This is a genomic window from Stappia sp. BW2 (genome assembly GCF_008107695.1).
Taxonomy (GTDB): Bacteria; Pseudomonadota; Alphaproteobacteria; order Rhizobiales; family Stappiaceae; genus Roseibium.
Window position 1 is genome coordinate 15,560 of record NZ_VIRG01000070.1, and the last position, 18,162, is coordinate 33,721.

17 protein-coding genes are annotated in these 18,162 nt (G+C 60.1%); 11 read left to right on the plus strand and 6 right to left on the minus strand.

What is annotated here, in order from left to right; all coding sequences use genetic code 11:
- Positions 1 to 123: 123 nt before the first annotated feature.
- From sciP to flhA, 7 genes are all read left to right on the plus strand, one after another.
- On the plus strand, positions 124 to 399 hold the full coding sequence (sciP, locus tag FMN63_RS18950; RefSeq protein ID WP_006940094.1) for a CtrA inhibitor SciP: 276 nt from the start codon (positions 124 to 126) through the stop codon (positions 397 to 399).
- 310 nt (positions 400 to 709) lie between these two features.
- Positions 710 to 2,323, plus strand: a complete 1,614-nt coding sequence (fliF, locus tag FMN63_RS18955; protein WP_148585746.1) for a flagellar basal-body MS-ring/collar protein FliF — start codon at positions 710 to 712, stop codon at positions 2,321 to 2,323.
- A gap of 2 nt (positions 2,324 to 2,325) precedes the next feature.
- Positions 2,326 to 3,372 (plus strand): flagellar motor switch protein FliG, encoded by a 1,047-nt coding sequence (gene fliG, locus FMN63_RS18960; RefSeq protein WP_148585747.1) that lies wholly within the window; start codon positions 2,326 to 2,328, stop codon positions 3,370 to 3,372.
- A 38-nt stretch (positions 3,373 to 3,410) separates the two neighbouring features.
- A complete protein-coding gene (locus FMN63_RS18965) occupies positions 3,411 to 4,103 on the plus strand; it encodes a FliH/SctL family protein (protein WP_209001240.1) in 693 nt (230 codons plus the stop codon).
- Positions 4,100 to 4,435 carry a flagellar motor switch protein FliN gene (gene fliN, locus FMN63_RS18970; RefSeq protein ID WP_148585749.1) on the plus strand — a complete coding sequence of 112 codons (336 nt, stop codon included), beginning with the start codon at positions 4,100 to 4,102 and terminating at the stop codon, positions 4,433 to 4,435. The genes FMN63_RS18965 and fliN overlap by 4 nt, the downstream gene beginning before the upstream one ends.
- Positions 4,436 to 4,447: 12 nt before the next feature.
- Complete coding sequence (gene flbD, locus FMN63_RS18975; RefSeq protein WP_148585750.1) at positions 4,448 to 5,800, plus strand: sigma-54-dependent transcriptional regulator FlbD; 1,353 nt, start codon at positions 4,448 to 4,450, stop codon at positions 5,798 to 5,800.
- 79 nt (positions 5,801 to 5,879) lie between these two features.
- Positions 5,880 to 8,057, plus strand: coding sequence for a flagellar biosynthesis protein FlhA (gene flhA, locus FMN63_RS18980; protein WP_148585751.1), 2,178 nt, complete (start codon positions 5,880 to 5,882; stop codon positions 8,055 to 8,057).
- A gap of 67 nt (positions 8,058 to 8,124) precedes the next feature.
- Here the strand turns inward: flhA and FMN63_RS18985 are convergent, their stop codons facing one another.
- Positions 8,125 to 8,400, minus strand: a complete 276-nt coding sequence (locus FMN63_RS18985; protein WP_148585752.1) for a flagellar biosynthesis protein — start codon at positions 8,398 to 8,400, stop codon at positions 8,125 to 8,127.
- 147 nt (positions 8,401 to 8,547) lie between these two features.
- Complete coding sequence (locus FMN63_RS18990) at positions 8,548 to 8,823, minus strand: flagellar biosynthesis protein (RefSeq protein ID WP_148585753.1); 276 nt, start codon at positions 8,821 to 8,823, stop codon at positions 8,548 to 8,550.
- Positions 8,824 to 8,966: 143 nt separating this feature from the next.
- Here FMN63_RS18990 and FMN63_RS18995 point away from each other — a divergent pair, with 143 nt between their 5' ends.
- Positions 8,967 to 9,584 (plus strand): GNAT family N-acetyltransferase, encoded by a 618-nt coding sequence (locus tag FMN63_RS18995; protein ID WP_148585754.1) that lies wholly within the window; start codon positions 8,967 to 8,969, stop codon positions 9,582 to 9,584.
- A gap of 179 nt (positions 9,585 to 9,763) precedes the next feature.
- Here FMN63_RS18995 and mtnA read toward each other — a convergent pair whose 3' ends face one another.
- The gene (mtnA, locus tag FMN63_RS19000) at positions 9,764 to 10,870 is read right to left on the minus strand and encodes an S-methyl-5-thioribose-1-phosphate isomerase (RefSeq protein WP_148585755.1); all 1,107 of its coding nucleotides are present in this window, start codon (positions 10,868 to 10,870) and stop codon (positions 9,764 to 9,766) included.
- Between the two features lie 229 nt (positions 10,871 to 11,099).
- Between mtnA and FMN63_RS19005 the strand changes: the two genes are divergently transcribed.
- Positions 11,100 to 11,681, plus strand: a complete 582-nt coding sequence (locus FMN63_RS19005) for a hypothetical protein (protein WP_148585756.1) — start codon at positions 11,100 to 11,102, stop codon at positions 11,679 to 11,681.
- A gap of 228 nt (positions 11,682 to 11,909) precedes the next feature.
- Here the strand turns inward: FMN63_RS19005 and FMN63_RS19010 are convergent, their stop codons facing one another.
- The gene (locus tag FMN63_RS19010; protein ID WP_148585757.1) at positions 11,910 to 12,848 is read right to left on the minus strand and encodes a metallophosphoesterase family protein; all 939 of its coding nucleotides are present in this window, start codon (positions 12,846 to 12,848) and stop codon (positions 11,910 to 11,912) included.
- 532 nt (positions 12,849 to 13,380) lie between these two features.
- Here FMN63_RS19010 and FMN63_RS19015 point away from each other — a divergent pair.
- On the plus strand, positions 13,381 to 13,866 hold the full coding sequence (locus FMN63_RS19015; RefSeq protein ID WP_148585758.1) for an NUDIX domain-containing protein: 486 nt from the start codon (positions 13,381 to 13,383) through the stop codon (positions 13,864 to 13,866).
- Positions 13,867 to 13,942: 76 nt separating this feature from the next.
- Here the strand turns inward: FMN63_RS19015 and FMN63_RS19020 are convergent, their stop codons facing one another.
- Positions 13,943 to 14,917, minus strand: a complete 975-nt coding sequence (locus FMN63_RS19020; RefSeq protein WP_148585759.1) for a glutathione S-transferase family protein — start codon at positions 14,915 to 14,917, stop codon at positions 13,943 to 13,945.
- Positions 14,918 to 15,294: 377 nt separating this feature from the next.
- Between FMN63_RS19020 and FMN63_RS19025 the strand changes: the two genes are divergently transcribed.
- Entirely contained in the window at positions 15,295 to 15,807 is a 513-nt protein-coding gene (locus FMN63_RS19025; RefSeq protein WP_148585760.1) for a GNAT family N-acetyltransferase, read from the plus strand.
- A gap of 274 nt (positions 15,808 to 16,081) precedes the next feature.
- Here FMN63_RS19025 and FMN63_RS19030 read toward each other — a convergent pair whose 3' ends face one another.
- Complete coding sequence (locus tag FMN63_RS19030) at positions 16,082 to 18,157, minus strand: hypothetical protein (RefSeq protein ID WP_148585761.1); 2,076 nt, start codon at positions 18,155 to 18,157, stop codon at positions 16,082 to 16,084.
- Positions 18,158 to 18,162 lie beyond the last annotated feature (5 nt).

Genomic DNA, 18,162 nt, shown 5'->3' on the forward strand with positions numbered 1-18,162 from the left:
TAAATATCATTCACTAAATTTAGATTTTATAGTTAATAAAAACACAATTTTGCTTTAGGCGTTTGTTAAGCGTCATCTTGTAGTCTCATTTCAAGCCTTGGTCATGGTTAGTGTGAGAGTACAATGACCGAACATATTCGTTCGCGTGTTAAATATGTCATCGGACCGGACGGTAGCCCGCTAACCATTGCGGACCTGCCTCCGACTTCGACAAAGCGGTGGGTCATCCGCCGCAAGGCAGAGGTAGTCGCCGCTGTTCGCGGTGGCTTGTTGTCCCTTGAAGAAGCTTGCCAGAGGTACACTCTGACAGTTGAGGAGTTTCTCTCCTGGCAAAGCTCGATTGAAAAGCACGGCCTAGCCGGGCTTCGAGCAACCCGGATCCAACAATATCGAAATTGATCCGGAACACAGTTTCTGCAACGCGCTCAAAAGGCGCAATCAAAGGGTCGGCTCTGCCGGCCTTTTTATTTTGCTTGCTGCCAGCGTGGAACTTATCCAAATATTAATGAAGTAGGCAGTTTTTCCCCACCTCAGTTGCAGTTTGCATTAATGGAAATGGCTGAAACTGGCCGATCCGCCCTTATTGGAAAGGTTTTGTTAACCACTTGTTAACCACCTGGGCGGCAAATTTTGCCCATCGAAGGTGTGGCGTGTCCGGCCGACTCCATTAATAACGGCTAGGACATGCTTCAGATGCGGGCGGGCATTCGTGAACGGACTTGTTGATTTCATAAAAACCCTGGGGGCGGCGCGCATTGCTGCAATGGGGGCGGTTGCCGCCATCCTTGTCGGCGTGTTCGCGTTCATCATCTTCCGGGTGACGGCACCCCAGATGACGACGCTTTACAATGAGCTGACTCTGGAAGATTCCGCGGCAATCGTTTCGCAGCTCGAAAGCCAGGGCGTGCAGTTCGAGATTGCCCGTCAGGGTGCCTCCATTCTTGTCCCCAACGAACAGGTCGCTCGCCTGCGCATGCAGCTGGCCGCCGAAGGCCTGCCGACCGGTGGGTCCATCGGTTACGAGATCTTCGACCGCTCAGACACGCTGGGGGCCACCAGCTTCGTTCAGAACATCAATCACCTGCGCGCCATGGAAGGCGAGCTGTCCCGTACGATCGGAACCCTTGACCGTATCCGCGCTGCCCGTGTTCACCTGGTGATCCCGGAGCGCCAGCTGTTCCAGAAAGATCGTCGTCCGCCGTCTGCCTCCATCGTGTTGAACGTTCGCGGGGCGCTGGGACCAGGTGAAATCCGGGCGGTCCAGCATCTTGTTGCCACTGCCGTTGAAGGCCTTGAGCCGGACCGGGTCTCCATCGTCGATGAAAGTGGGCGCCTGCTGGCGTCCGGCGTGGGCGACGACGAAGAAGGCCTGTTGTCGAATTCGCTGCAGGAGCGGACTGTCGAGGTGGAAGGCCGGCTGCGCAACCAGATCGAGGAAATCCTGAACTCTGTTGTCGGCCCAGGCCGGGCACGGGTTCGCGTCAACGCGGAAGTCGACTACAACCGCCTGACGGAAACCACCGAGACCTTTGATCCGGACGGGCAGGTGGTGCGGTCCACCCAGTCCAAGGAAGAGGCTTCCTCCGCTGTATCCCGGAACGGGCAGGTGACCGTTGCCAACCAGTTGCCGAACGCCGATGCCGGTCAGGGCGGTGCTGAGCGCGACACCTCGTCCGTGACCGAGGAAATCGTCAATTACGAGATTTCCCATTCGACCCGGACAGAGGTCGTTGAAGCCGGCAAGATCAAACGCCTGTCCGTTGCCGTTCTGGTTGATGGCACCTACCAGCCGGACGGCAATGGCGGCAGCACCTACACACCGCGGCCTCAGGAAACCCTGGACCGGATCGCCGTGCTGGTTCGCTCCGCAGTTGGTTTCGACGCGCAGCGGGGCGATGTGGTGGAAGTCGTGAACCTGCAGTTCGCGATGCCGCCGCAGGACGACCTGCTGGCCGAAAGCGACAACCTGTTCGACTTCACCCGCAACGACATCATTCGCTTTGCCGAACTGGGTGTTCTGTTCCTGATCGCAGTGATGCTGCTGCTGTTCGTTGTCCGCCCGCTTCTGCGGCGCATCGTGACACCGGAAGAAAAACAGCCGCAGGAGCTCATGATCGGTCCGGACGGAACCCTGGTGGTGGAAACGGAAGTCCCGCAGGAAGAAGCCGCGGAAGACGAATTCGTGATCGAATGGCTGGAACAGGCCAAACAGGAAGGGGCGATGCAGGCGAGCTCGATTGCCAAAGTAGGCGACATGATCAAGGACCACCCGACCGAAGCGGTTACCATCGTCCGCGGTTGGCTGGATGAACAGGCGGCCTGACAGTGAGCGATGCACTCCAGAAACAGCTGAAGGTCAGCGCCGACGAGGAAGATCGCGAGCTGAAAGGAGCGGAGCGGGCAGCCGTTCTGCTTCTCGCGCTTGGCGAGTCCCATGGTGCGCCGATCTGGGCCAAGCTTGACGAGATCGAGGTTCGCCAGGTGTCCGCCGCCATGGCAAACCTTGGTCCAGTCACGCCGAACATGCTGGAGAACCTGTTCAAGGATTTCGTGCGCCGCGTGAGTTCCAAGGGCTCGCTGACGGGTAACGTCGATGCGACCGAGCGGCTTCTGGCCAGTTTTCTTCCGGGTGACAAGGTTTCCGTCATCATGGAGGAAATCCGGGGCCCGGCCGGACGCAATATGTGGGAGAAGCTCTCCAACGTGCAGGAGAACGTTCTCGCCAACTATCTCAAGAACGAATACCCGCAGACTGTCGCGGTGGTGCTGTCGAAGATCAATTCCGACCATGCCGCACGGGTGCTTGGCATCCTGCCGGAGGAATTGGCGCTGGAAGTGGTTAGCCGCATGCTGCGCATGGACGCCGTCCAGAAGGAAGTACTGGAGAAGGTGGAACAGACGCTGCGTGTGGAGTTCATGTCGAACCTCACCAATACCTCGCGACGCGACAGTCACGAGATGATGGCGGATATCTTCAACAACTTCGACCGGCAGACCGAAGCCCGTTTCCTGGCGGCGCTGGAAGAAGACAACCGCGAAGCAGCCGACCGCATCAAGACCTTGATGTTCACCTTCGACGACCTTCTGAAACTGGATGCGGCCAGTGCCCAGACTCTGCTGCGCCATGTGGAGAAGGATCAGCTCGCGATTGCGCTCAAGGGGTCGACGGACACCGCACGGGAGTTCTTCTTCGGCAACATGTCCTCGCGGGCTGCCAAGCTCCTGGGGGACGATATGGAGGCGCTCGGGCCCGTGCGGCTGCGTGACGTGGACGAAGCGCAGACCGGCATGGTGAACAAGGCCAAGGATCTGGCGGCAAAAGGCGAGATCATGATCTCCAAGTCCAAGGGCGAGGATGAAATTATCTACTGATGCGGCAAACGGCAGGCACTTACAGCAAAATGGGACGCATGACCAACCCATCGAAATTTCTGTTCAACGTTGACTTTTCCGAGCCTGAAGCGCCGGAAGAGGTTGCACCCGTCGAGCCGGAGATACCGATGATTCCGGTGGCCCAGCATGAGGAACTGCTGAAGAAGGCAAAGGCGCAGGCTTTCGAGGAAGGCCGCGTGAAAGCGCTTCAGGATCTGCAGACCAAGCAGGAGACCCTGCTCACGGCGGAGGTCGGCCAACTCGTTGATGCCGTCGGTCGCGTTCTGGACACCCTGGATGGTCAGGTGGCGGATCGCGAGAAAGATGCCATCAGCCTTGCTTTTCTTGTGGCCAGGCGTCTGTGTGCCCATCTGATTGCGCGTCAGCCGCTGGCCGAGACGGTGGCTTTGGTGTCAGAATGCCTGGGACCGTTGCGCAAGGCGCCGCATCTTGTCATCCGGATTGCCGAGAAGGATGTCGAAGCGCTGAAGGCTCAGGTGGATCCGATCATTCACGAGAAGGGCTTCGAGGGACGGCTGGTCATCCTCGGGGAACCTGAAATTGGCCGTGGCGATTGTCATATAGAGTGGGCCGACGGCGGTATCAGACGCGACCGCAAGGCAATCGAAGCCGAAATCGATGCCAGCATTCGTTCCTACCTGCGCGGGCGTAGCGCGGAAAGACGCAGCAAGACCTCCGACACGTCGGCGGAAAAGGAAACTGACGCATGAGCGACGAGCAAGACCATAACATTCCGCTCGACGAGCTCGAGGCGCCTGAGCGCCCGCTCGACGATGGCGAACCGCATGCACCGCAATCCGCGGCCGACCTTGAAGCCGTCTTCGACGTTCCCGTTCGCATTTCCGCAGTCCTGGGACATTCCAGAATGCATGTGTCGGACCTGTTGAAACTGGGGTCCGGAACCGTTCTGGAACTCGACCGGAAGGTGGGGGAAGCCATCGATATCTATGTGAACGACCGGTTGGTTGCCCGTGGCGAAGTCGTCCTGGTGGAAGACAAGCTGGGCGTGACCATGACTGAAATCATCAAGACGGATCGATAGGGAGCGTAACGCATGCGGCTGTTAATTGTCGGAACGCTCGGCGGTCAGCTGACGACGGCTTCCAAGATTGCGATGCAGGGCGGGGCTCAGGTCACCCATGCGGACGATATTGAAGGAGCGCTGAAGGTTCTGCGGTCCGGACGCGGGGCAGACCTCATGATGGTCGAGGTTCATCTCGACATCGCCGGGCTGATCCAGAAACTTCAGAACGAACGCGTTCATGTGCCAGTGGTGGCCTGCGGCGTGGAAACGGATGCTCAGGCGGCTGTCTCCGCCATCCGGGCAGGCGCGAAGGAATATATTCCGCTGCCGCCCGATCCGGAGTTGATCGCCGCTGTGCTGGCAGCCGTCGCGCAGGAGCGGGGCGATCTGATCTACCGGGACGATGCCATGGCCTCGGTGGTCAAGCTGGCCGAACAGGTCGCGCCATCGGATGCCTCGGTGCTGATCACCGGTGAAAGCGGTACGGGTAAGGAAGTCATTGCCCGCCACGTGCACAAATGCTCGAACCGGGCGTCCAAGCCGTTTATCTCGATCAACTGTGCGGCGATCCCCGAACATCTTCTGGAATCGGAGCTGTTCGGACACGAGAAGGGCGCCTTCACCGGTGCGGTTGCCCGGCGGATCGGCAAGTTCGAGGAAGCTGACGGCGGCACGCTGCTGCTGGATGAAATCTCGGAAATGGACGTTCGTCTGCAGGCCAAGCTGCTGCGCGCGATCCAGGAACGGGTGATCGACCGCGTCGGCGGCACGCGCCCGGTTCCGGTCAACATCCGCATTCTGGCAACCTCCAACCGGGATCTTGCCGAAAGCGTGCGTCAGGGGCATTTCCGCGAGGATCTGCTGTTCCGCCTCAATGTGGTGAACCTGAAGCTGCCGGCGCTGCGCGAGCGGCCGGCGGATATCATGGAACTGGCTCACTTCTTCATAAAGCACTATTCGGAAGCCAACGGCATGCCGGTGCGGCCGCTGTCTGTGGAAGCTCGTCAGGCGCTGATGTCCAATCCGTGGCCGGGCAACGTGCGGGAACTGGAAAACACCATGCACCGGTCGGTGCTGCTGGCGTCCGGCGGGGAAATCGGTGTCGAAGCGATCCGCATGCCGGACGGCACGCCGCTGACGGTGTCCAAGGGGGCCGCAGAGCGGGCTGCACAGACGGCCGAGGCCGTCACGCGGTCCTTCGTCGGACGAACCGTTGCCGATGTGGAGCGCGACCTCATTCTCGACACGCTCGATCATTGCCTCGGTAACCGCACCCATGCAGCAAAAATACTGGGTATTTCAATCCGGACGCTGCGCAACAAGCTGAATCAATATACCGATGAGGGCGTAAGCGTTCCCGGACCAGGTGAGGCCCGGGCCTGATCGGACCGGCAGGAACCATGACAAAGACCAACAGAGCGCCCGGTGATCCGGGTGGCGGTCACAGGAAACCAGAATAGAAATGTCGGACACGGCAGCAGGCCAACAACCCAGACCGGAAGGCCCCTCAGCGGAGCAGCAGACGGCTGCGCCCGCCGCAGACGCCGGTTTTGCCGGCCTCCCCTTCCTGAGGGAGATGGTTGACACCCTTCGCCGGGGCGACGTCGGTCTTGCCACCGGCATTCTGGTCATCCTGACACTTCTGATCCTGCCGATGCCGCCCGTGATGCTGGATACCTTTCTGGCGGTGTCCATCATCTTTTCCGTCATGGTTCTCATGACGGGGCTGTTCATCCAGCGGCCTCTGGAATTCTCGTCCTTCCCGACGGTGTTGCTGATTGCGACGATGCTTCGGCTCGGTCTCAACATTTCCTCAACACGGCTGATCCTGGCAAACGGGCATGAAGGAACGGCGGCGGCGGGCAACGTCATCCAGTCCTTCGGCAACCTTGTCATGGGCGGGAACTTCGTCATCGGGATCATCGTTTTCGCGATCCTGGTGATCGTGAACTTCGTCGTTATCACCAAGGGTTCCGGCCGTATCGCGGAAGTCGCGGCGCGCTTTACCCTGGATGCCATGCCAGGCAAGCAGATGGCGATCGACGCGGATCTGTCCGCAGGCCTCATCGATGAAGCGGAAGCCAAGTCTCGCCGCAAGGCGCTGGAAGACGAAAGTGCCTTCTTCGGTGCCATGGACGGTGCGTCCAAATTCGTGCGCGGCGATGCCATCGCCGGCCTTCTGATCACCTTCATCAATATTCTCGGCGGGATCTTCATCGGCGTTGCCCAGATGGATCTGACCTTCACCGAGGCCGCCAACAACTACACGCTGCTGACCATTGGTGATGGTCTCGTCTCCCAGATCCCGGCACTGATCGTCTCCACAGCCGCCGGTCTTCTTGTTTCCAAGGCCGGCGTTCATGGCGCGGCCGACAAGGCACTGACGAGCCAGTTCACCGGCTACCCGAAAGCCCTCGGCATGTCTGCGGCGGTGATGGTGATCCTGGCGCTGCTTCCGGGCATGCCGATGATCCCGTTCTTCGGTCTTGCCGGTCTTGCCGGCTATCTGGCGTTTTCCGTCGGGGCGAAAAAGAAGCTGGCTGCCGCCAAGGCCGAGATGGTCAAGGCGGTGGCATCTGCGCCGAAGCCGCCGCCCGAGCCGCCGATCACCGATGCCTTGAAGATGGACGAACTGCGGATCGAACTGGGCTATGCGCTGCTGCCGCTGATCAACGGCAAGGCCACGGGCGACAGCGATGTTCTGACCGAACAGATCAAAGCCCTGCGCCGCCAGATCGCGGGCGACATGGGCGTGATCATGCCGCCGGTGCGCATCCTCGACAACATTCAGCTCGGCGCGAACGATTACGTCATCAAGGTCAAGGAGGTCGAGGCCGGGCGTGGTGTGCTCTATCCGAACCACTTCATGGTGATGGATCCGGCAGGTGGACAGGTCAAGCTGCCGGGCACGCATACCACGGAGCCCACCTTCGGCCTGCCCGCGACCTGGGTGGAAGCCCAGTACCGCGAAGATGCCTCTCTGCGCGGCTATACGGTGGTGGACCCGGCAACCGTTCTGTCCACGCATCTGACCGAGACCATCAAGGCCAACATCAGCGAACTCCTGACCTATGGCGACGTTCAGAAGCTGCTCAAGGAACTGCAGGGCGAACAGGCCAAGCTGGTGGAGGACCTGATCCCGTCCCAGATCACCGTTTCCGGTATTCAGCGTGTGTTGCAGACGCTGCTGGGAGAACGCATTTCGGTGCGGGATCTCGGAACCATTCTGGAAGGCGTTTCCGAAGCAACCGGCATGACCCGCAACACGGACACCATCGCCGAACACGTGCGGAGCCGGCTCGGCAGGCAGATCTGCGCCGCCAATCTTGCCCCGGGTGGCTATCTGCCGCTGATCGCGCTGTCGCCGCAGTGGGAGCAGGCTTTCCTGGAATCCATCATCGGCGAGGGCGACGACCGCCAGCTCGCCATGCAGCCGAGCAAGCTGCAGGAATTCGTCGGGGGTGTCCGCGATGCGTTCGAGCACGCTGCCCAGCAGGGCGAGGTTCCCGTGCTGTTGACATCGCCGCAGACCCGTCCGTTTGTCCGCTCCATCGTCGAACGCTTCCGCGCGCATACGACGATCATGAGCCAGGCGGAGGTTCATCCGCGGATCAAGCTGAAGACTATCGGTTCGATCTGAGGTGGCGTAATCGCCGACGCGTTCAACAAGGCTCCGTTGAGCGCCTGGGGATCTGGCCCGCTGCGCTTTAAACCACCACGTTTATCCTGGCCATGGCTGCGGTCTGGCTGGCGTATGTGCCGAGCCGCCCCTGGTTCTGCATGACGAACAGCGTGTTGGCCTGTGAGGCCTGGGTGTTGATCGATTGCATCACGTAAGCGAAGTTGTTCAACTGGTCGATGCGCTTTGCGGCCGCCTGACGCCGCTTTGCCCATGCCTTGTTGTGATCAGCCAGCGTGAACTTCTTGCTGGAGCTGAAACGTCTGGAATAATCCCGTTGGAAGTAGGTGCTGACCTTGGCCATGCGATTGCCTTTTCAAAAGACTGAATCAGCATAGCTCCTGAAGGAATAAACACTTTCTTAACGGGGCAATCGCCCGAAGACGTTGCGTAACTTTTGTTTGAAAAAGAGAGGTCGCCAGGGCATTCGCCTGGCTGTTCGCACGGAAAACTAGACGAGCACGTTTATGCGGGCCATAGCCGCTGTCTGGTTTGCATAGCCACCGAGCCGACCCTGGTTCTGCATGACAAACATCGTGTTTGTCTGAGCGGCCTGCGTGTTGATGGTCGCGAATGTGGAGGCCAGATTGCGAAGCTGCTGCATTTTCTGCGACGCCCCCTGACGGCGTCCGTTCCAGGCCTTGTTGTAGTCAGACCAAGTCGACTTCCGCTTCGTGCTGAAGGTTTTGTGGTAGTCCCGCTGGACGTAGTTTCCGACCTTTGCCATGGCAGCTCCTTCCTGGAGATCTGAACAGACTGTGTGTGAAGATGGTTAACAAGCCCTTAATCAGGCGCATTCTGCCCGTCGTGCTTGGCGATGATCCCGGCATTTGGTAAGTCCTGTCAAAGACACGGCAATCTGGAGTTTTCATGTCGACGCAAGTGCTCAACCTCGATGGCTATACGGATATCCCTGAGGGCAAGGTTGCCTTCGTGGTGACGTTTCTGGAAATGCTTCAGGCGCCGGAAACGCCGCTTGCCCCGCCGCGCAGCGATGTGACGCTGGAGAGGTGGGAGACGCCGGATCCGGACAGCTATCGCAAACTGTTCCGCGAGGTGGGCGAGGACTGGATCTGGTTCGGCAGGCTGGTCCATGACGATGCGACGCTGAGGCAATTGCTCGCCGAACCGGGGCGCGAGAACTACCTTCCCATGATCGATGGCAAACCTGTCGGAACCCTGGAACTGGATTTTGCCAACCCGGAGGAGCCGGAACTTGCCTATTTCGGCCTGGTGCCGGGTGCCATCGGTGGCGGGCTTGGGCGCTGGTTGATGGCCCAGGCGCTGGATATCGTCTGGTCCCGCCCGGAAACGAAACGCCTGTGGGTGCACACCTGCACCGGTGACAGCCCTCAGGCTTTGGCGTTCTACAGGGCCTGCGGCTTCAAACCCTACGGGCGTGCCATCGAAGTTGCCGAAGACCCGCGCCTGCTGGGGCTGCTTGGACCCGAAAGAGCGCCGCATGTGCCGGTGATCGGCGGAAGCTGAAATTGGCGAGACTCTAGACAGGGCCGGGGGCTTGCGAGCTCAAAGGGCCTTTGAAAGCGCACCAAAACCGCTAGCAAGCAGCGCATACACCGCCCTCATCCTGAGGAAGCGCGAAGTGCTGTCTCGAAGGATGGGCTCCCTGCTCTGGATGGGTGCTGCTGATTTTCGGGTCGGGCCGTTCAGGCGCTTGCGCGTACCCGTTCGGGGAAGGCATCTGCGATGGCCTTGCGGTTTGCCTCCAGAACTCCGCGCTCGGTGATGAGACCGGTGACGAGGCGGGCCGGGGTCACATCGAAAGCCGGATTGCCAACGGGGGAGCCATCCGCAACGATCTCCACCGTTTCGACCTCACCGGCACTGGTGCGGCCGGTAATGTGGCTGACCTCATCGCCGCCGCGCTCCTCGATCGGGATCTGCCGGAGGCCGTCTGACAGGGAAAAGTCGATGGTCGGCGACGGCAGCGCGACGTAGAAGGGCACGTTGTTGTCCTTCGCCGCCAGAGCCTTCAGATAGGTGCCGATCTTGTTGCAGACGTCGCCGGTGGCGGTGGTGCGGTCCGTTCCGGTGATGACGATATCAACTTCGCCATGCTGCATCAGGTGACCGCCGGCATTGTCGACAATGACCGTGTGCGGCACACCGTGGTGACCGAGTTCCCAGGCAGTCAGAAATGCTCCCTGGTTGCGAGGGCGGGTTTCATCGACCCAGACATGGACGGGAATACCGCCGTCGTGGGACATGTAGATCGGCGCCGTCGCGGTGCCCCAGTCGACTGTGGCCAGCCAGCCGGCATTGCAGTGGGTGAGGATGTTGACCGGCTCACCGGTCCGCTTGAGCCTTGATATGGCAGCGATCAGCTCCATGCCGTGCATGCCGATGGCCATATTGATGGCGATGTCCTCGTCGCAGATGTCATTCGCCAGCTTGAAGGCCGCTTCCTCGCGAATTTCGGGCGCTATCTGGACAAGCCTCCGTCGCGCCTTGTCGAGCGCCCACTGAAGGTTGACGGCTGTTGGCCGGGTTTCCAGTAGGGACGAACAGGCGGCATGGAGATTGTCGTCCGAAGAATCAGCTCGCATGGCCAGCGCGACGCCGTAGGCGGCTGTTGCTCCGATCAGCGGTGCACCACGCACCTGCATGACCCTGATCGCGTGAGCGGCGTCTTCCATGGTGTGGAGCAACACGGTTTCGAAGGTGTGTGGAAACCGGGTCTGATCGATGATTTCGACCGGGCCGTCCTCTTCCGCCAGCCAGATCGTGCGATATTTCTTGCCGTCCACGTTCATGAGCGAAACTCCGCAATCGCAGTATGTTCCTGCTTACTCCATGAAGAGCTGACAGGCCAGCGGTCGGTTGCTGGCGCGAGAGCCAAAAATACCTTAATCTCTGTTAACCATGTTTGGATCATTGCCAGTGGATAGCTCGCAGGTGAGGCCCGTGTGGCTGTTTCACTCGCGATAGAGTCAGTTAAGACTTGATTCACCAAAGGCAGTACAACGGAGTCTCGTGTACCCCATGTCTGAAATGCAGGATAACGTCGTTCCACATACGCGCATGCGATCCTTGCGCGATGCAATCCGTAAGGTTCAACTTGGCGAAGTCGAACGTTCGGACGTGGTGGTTGAGCTGCAGGAAACCGAACGTGCCCGGCTGGATATGCTCGCGGACGAACTGAAGGACGTTTTCAAGGAAATACCTGAAGACGACGACCAGTTTTCCCTTCAGATCATTTCCGGCTCTACGCCGCGGCTGTGGATCGACGCAACCAGCCACGTGGCGGTTGGCGGAGACCGGCGCACCTACCGGTTCCTGAAGGATACGCGCCTGGGCCGGGTGGTTATTCTGGAGACGGCCAATATCGATGACATGGCCGATTGTCTGACTGAGTATATTGCAGAGCGTGTGCTGGAACGGGAAAAGGCGCTGGAAGGCGACTGGCTCAACAACCGGCTGCGGCAGGTGGCGCTTGACAGCAAGGTCGTTCGCGTCAAGGAAAGCCGTACGCCCTGGATGGCCGTTGCAGGAGCCTTCGGCATCGGCCTGGCCGCCGGCGTGGTCGGACTGATCGCCTTTGCCTGGTTTGCCAATCCGCTCTAACGCGGATTTTCGCCCAGTTACCTGATCTGCCCGTCCAGTTGCTGACGCTTGCTTAGCAATATAACGCTGCGATGCCGATAAGCGGGTGTTGATGGCAAGGCAGCATCTGTTCGCACGTCCGCTCGAATTGTTCGGGTCCGGCGATGGGACCCTTTAGAGCTTCTGGAGGGAACCGCATCCGTGAATGCGTGCTCCCTCAATCAGATTTTCAGTCCTGGGCAGATGGCCTCAGGACCTGCGGCTCGGTATCTCTACTTGCCGCTCGCTCAAAAGCTTCACCGGTTCGTTCGGCATGGAAAAGCCGTGCTCTTCCATCTGGCAGGTCCAGCCTTCGTTTGTCTTTTCAATCCGGAACAGATTGTAACGGGCCGGGGGCTTCTTGCCGCCGGGCGCGCTGGTGGCCGATGGCACGCCAACCACGGGGACAGGACCGTCCGGGCCCTCGATATGCTCGAAACTGTCAATATGGGTATGGCCATGCAGGATCAGCTCCGCACCGGCCCGTTTGACAACTGCGCGCACCCTGGAGGCATCGGACAGGCGCTTGTGCCAGCGGGTGGCATGGTGGAACGGAGGGTGGTGGAGCATTACCACCCGAAAGAAACCGTCCCGGCCCAGTTCATCAAGGGTTGCGCGCAAGCGTTTGCTCTGTTTGCTGCCGACGCGTCCGGTCGCAAACCAGGGCGCGCTGGCCCGGCCGGTCGTCACGCCGACAAGCGCAATGCCGTCCCGTTTGCGCACATAGGGAAAGGTAGCCTGCGATTTGGTGCCCTTGGACGGTGGCTCGCCCGCGCCGTCGCCGCGCATGTAGGGCCACCATGCAGCGCGGGCCCGGCGAACGGCGCCCGGCACATAGGCATCGTGATTTCCCGGAACAACGGAGACGTCCTCCGGCGGGCCTATTTCTTCAAGCCAGGTGCGTGCACCGCTGATTTCGAGAGGCAGGGCGATGTTTACCAGATCGCCAGTCACAGCGATATGGTCGGGTGCCTGCTCCTTCATGTCCTCGACGAGCTGTTCCAGATAGCTGGCGCCCATGATCCTGGACCGGTTACGGCGCCAGTTGAGGTAGCCAAGGATGCGTTTGGAAAAGAGCTGCAGGAGCTTCGGGTCCGGAAGGGGGCCCAAATGAGGGTCGGAAAGATGAGCGAGTTTGAATGTGGACATGGTCGCGCATCTTCAAAACGAAAAGCGCCGCGTCAAGGGAAAATGACGCGACGTCTTCATTTGAGTTTCGGAACTGCCGGAAGTCCGGTTATTTGACCGGTTTTACCACCTTTGCGGCTTTCGGCGCCTTGCCGGTGTTATTGTCTGCGGAGCGCGTGGTTTCGCGCAGCGTCGCACCAACAACATTCAAAAATCCGAACATGGGACTTCTCCGTACAGGTTCCTTCGACCGAACTTAGTTGGCCGGGAAAGTGGTCAGGGCTGCGACGATGCGCGGGTTTGTCAGGTCGATAGCCGGCTTCCACTGGTAATGAGCGCGATTGCGGCGGCGTTTGCCAAAAAGGGCGTTGAACATCGGGTTTATCCTTCAGGTTCGGGCTGCCGGGAGGGCTGCCCTCGAATTCATCAAGTTGCCCGATATATATGCACACGATGCACAAAGGAGGAGCGTTATTCTCACGGGTCAGCCCTGCGGGGATTGCATGGGTTAAAAAAGTTTTACTTCGCCTTTGGATCGGGTAAGGTATTGAAAATGTTGAAGATATTGTCAATTCTGCCGAGGTCGGTGACGACGCGTCTGATCCAGGGAATTGGACTGGTTCGGAATCCGTTCACGCTTGGCGTCCGGGTAATCGTCGAAGACGCAGGTAATCGGGTCCTACTTGTGCGGCACAGTTATGTCGCCGGATGGTACTTGCCTGGCGGCGGAGTGGACAAGGGCGAGACCATGGAGGAGGCCGCCTGCAGGGAGGTTCTGGAGGAGGCGGGCGTCGTCTCTGCCACCCGGCCAAGGCTTCTCAACATATTCCTGAACGAAGAGGCGACGGGCCGGGACCATGTCGGCCTTTATCACATGTCCGAATGGCGAGAGGCCGACAGTTTTCTTCAGCCCAATGCGGAGATCGAGGAAGCGGCCTTTTTTACCATGGAGGCGTTGCCGGAGGGCCTGACCCGGTCGACCGCCCGCAGGCTCGATGAGTTTCGCTCCGGGCGGCCACTGGAAGGCGGCAGGTGGTGAAGCCCGGCTCTGTTTGTTCCGGCAGGACCCCGCCGAGGTGGGGCGGGTTCTGCCGAAACCGATTTTCTTAAAATAGTCAGGCGGCTGCCTTGAACCGTTCCCGGTCGTGGGGACGTGTGAAGTCCAGCTCAGGCCCGACCGGAACGATCCGGGTGGGGTTCACGGTCTCATGAGACCCGTAATAATGCTTCTTGATGGTCTCCATATCGACCGTATCGGACACCTCGGGTACCTGGTACAGCTCGCGCAGGTAATTCGACAGGTTCGGATAATCTTCAATCCGGCGGATGTTGCATTTGAAATGCCCGAAATAAACGGCATCGAATCGCAGCAGCGTCGTAAACAGCCGCCAGTCGGCTTCCGTCATGCGGTCACCCACCAGATAGCGCTGCCGGGACAGGCGGTCCTCCACTTCGTCGAGTGCCGTGAACAGTTCCGTTACGGCCTCTTCATAGGCTTCTTGCGTGGTCGCGAAACCGGATTTGTAAACGCCATTGTTGATGGCGTCATAGACGCGCTCGTTGATGCTGTCGATCTCGCCGCGCAGGGCCGACGGATAAAAGTCCAGTTGTGAGCCTGTCAGGTCGTTGAAGGCCGAATTGAACATCCGGATGATCTCGGACGACTCGTTGCTGACGATCGTGTTCTGCTTCTTGTCCCAGAGGATCGGCACGGTCGCACGGCCGCTGTAGCCAGGGTCAGCCTTGGTATAAACGTGCCAGGCGTATTTGGCGCCGGTCAGCGGTTCGATTTCCGGAAATTCCCAACCGTTTTCCAACATCAAGGCTTGCACGGCGGTTACGGGAATCAGGTCTTCCAGCTTCTTGAGCTTGCGGAACACGAGCGTGCGATGAGCCCAGGGACATGCGTAGGAAACGAACAGATGATAGCGGTCGGCTTCCGCCTTGAAACCGCTGTCTCCGGTCGGGCCTGCTGATCCATCCGCAGTGATCCAGTTCCGAAAGGAGGATTCCTTGCGAACGAACTTGCCGCCTGTGGATTTCGTGTCATACCATTTGTCTTTCCAGACGCCGTCGACCAGCAGTCCCATATTGTGCTCCTTCGCTTCAATTCTCCTCGATACGTTGTGCACACGAGCGAAAAATCAATCAATTGAATGCTCTGTTCCTTCCTGGTGAACAATCGGGCGCTTTGTCAGAAACAGGCAAAAAATGCTGGACCAAGGCAGCCGTTGCGTGTTAACCGCTTCTCCTCTTTCAGGAAATACAGGCTCGTGAGCGGGTCTGTGACGCAACGAGACTGGGATAGATGACCGCAGGTCTTACGCTTCGACGACGAACCAGCCGACGAGATAGCTCTCGTCCGCACCGTCGCGGCTGACCTGATCCTGGATTTCCCTTACGTTTCATCCAGGCCCTGGCAGGCGCGCTTTTCTCCAAAGATTGCCTGCTTGCTGGAACCAGCCAAATGAAACAGACCACATGGGTCATCCGGCCCGAAGACGCGACCGACACCTCCGCAATTGATGAACTGCAGGCCGAAGCTTTCGGGCCCGGCCGGTTTGCGCGAACTGCTTTCCGCATCCGTGAAGGTGTGCCGCATCGTCCGGATGTGTCTTTCGTCGGCCTTGCGGGTGACCAGGTCGCGGGATCCATCAGACTGACCCCGATCAGCATCGGCGAGAGCGACGCCCTGTTGCTCGGGCCGCTGACCGTCTCACCCGATTTCAAGAACCGGGGTCTCGGCAAGGCGTTGATGCGCACGGCGATGGAAGCTGCTGCTGCGGCTGGAGACAAGGTTGTGCTGCTTGTCGGCGATGCGCCGTATTACGGTCCCTTCGGATTTCAGCAGGTGCCGCTCGGGCGTATCACATTGCCCGGGCCTGTCGATCCCGCACGGCTGCTCGTCGCGCTCTTGAACGACGGCGACATTCCGAGCGGGATGGTGCACGGCGCGACCTCTGTCGCGGAAGCTTCCTGAGAGTGCCGTTCACGCAAGGCCCGATGTTCTTCACCAATGCGGACTGGTTTGCCTCGGTCTGAAGCGGGGGCTAATCGACGGAGCAAGTGGCCCATCCTTCGAGACAGGCCTTCGGCCTTCCTCAGGATGAAGTTGAAGGGTGGCTAACGTCCTATCCACATGCTCATCCTCATCCTGAGGAGGCCGTCAGGCCGTCTCGAAGGATGGGCCGCAAACACCTATTCAAGCGCCTCAATCACCGTGCCGACCGCCGCTAGGGCGGCCGGTGCTTCACTTACCGCCCTTCGCGATACCAGGTCAGGGACAGCGCGCCGAGCAGGAGTGCGAGGCCGAGCAGTCCGATCATCAGGGGATAGCGGTCAATGCCGTTGAGTACGCTTGCCTCGGTGGCCTTCAGACCCAGCCAGCCGTTGCCGGCGTAGCTCGCCGAAGGCCGCATGGACACGATGCGCGGGACTGTCAGATCGCCGCCCACATCCCGCAAGCGCTCGGACACGCCGCCCGTAGCTTCGCTGAGCGGTGCCAGCGGTTCGGTGGTGGACAGGACGTCGGTGTATTCCCGAGGGTTCTGAGGGCCAACGTGAATGAGCGCGCTCATGTCGCCTTCGGTCACGGTGAAGAGGCCGGTTTCGCCAGCGGGCATTCCGCCCCGCCACAGACCCGGCTCCTGTTCGGTCAGGACAACCTGCGTGCGGTCGCCCGTCGGTGTCTCGACGGTAACTTCGCCGATGGTCTCGCCCAGGGTCTGGCGTTCGATGACCAGTTCCGGTCCGCGCAGGGAGACATTCAGCGCTTCTTCTTCCAGATCCGGTTCCTTCATCAGCCAGTGGGCGAGGCGGCGCAACAGCTGGACATGCGGGCCACCGCCTTCATATCCACGAGCCCAGAGCCAGACGTGATCGGACAGCAGCATGGCGACACGGCCTTCGCCCTCGCGGTTGAGAACCAGAAGCGGCGTGTCGCTGGGGCCGGACATCAGCGCCTGACCGGCGTCGAGTTCGGTGTCGACCGCCCGGAACCAGCGGCTCCAGGCCGGCGGATCCTGCTCGGACCCGGGAAGCCCCCTGGTGACCGGATGGCGCTTGCCGATATCGGCGAGGGTGGCGTGGTAGGGCTGTTCGAGAATGGTGCCAGTCGGACGGGCCGGAAGGATCGGCGCCAGCGGCGTGCGGTAGAGGCTGCCGTTTTCGGCATAATCGGGACCGCCGGCCAGCAGCATCGCGCCGCCGTCGCGCACATAACGGGCGATGTTGTCGAAATAGAGCATCGGCAACACACCGCGGCGCACGTAGCGGTCGAAGATGATCAGATCGAACTCGTCGATCTTTACCGAGAACAGTTCCCTCGTCGGAAAGGCGATCAGCGACAGCTGGTTGATCGGCGTGCCGTCCTGCTTTTCCGGCGGGCGCAAGATGGTGAAGTGAACCAGATCGACAGAGGCATCGGATTTCAGAAGATTGCGCCAGGTACGCTCACCGGCGTGCGGCGAGCCCGAGACAAGTAGAACACGCAGGTTTTCGCGGATGCCGTCGATGGTTACGACGGCCCTGTTGTTGATCGTCGTGAGTTCATCCGACAGCGGTTCGGCGTCGAATTCGAAGATATTGTTGCCGCCGTGGGCGATCTCGACCGGAATGTCGATCTTTTCGCCTGTCCGCGCTGTCCTTTCAGTGATGACATCGCCGTCTCGTTTCACGGTCAGGCGTACCTGATCGCCCGGTCCGGTGCCTCGGCCCTGATCGACGACGGTCATTGAGACGATCTGTTCGGAATCGACAAGGCCAAACCGGGGGGCCTTGTCGAGCACGATGCGCCGATCGCGTTCGTCCACCGTGCCCGTGATCAGGCCATGAACCGGAGCGTCAAACCCGAGCGCACCGGCATTGGCCGGAATATCGTGGATCTGTCCGTCGGTGACGATGATTGCCCCACCCACCCGATCGGGCGGCACGTCCGCAAGGCCGTTGGCAAGCGTCCGGAAGGCTTCCGTTCCATCGCCCGAGCCAGAGTTCCGTGCTTCCAGAACGCGCAGGTCGAACCCGTTCAGCGTGCCAATGCGGCGCTTGAGCTCCTCAACGGCTTCGTCGGTTGTCGACTGGCGGTCGGAGAGGCGTTGGCTCTGGCTTTTGTCGACGACGAGGGCGACGACGCTTGAAAGCGGTTGCCTGTCTTCCCGTTCCACCGCGGGATTGGCGAGCGCCAGCAGCAGCAAAGCCATCGTCAGGGTCCGCAGCACCCAGCCACGCAGGTTGAGGAACCCGGAAAAGGCCGTGAGGAACAAGACAATGACGCCGCCTGCCACAAGGGTCCAGAGCGGAACGAGGGGATCGAAGGCGAGTGACCAGACCATCTAGT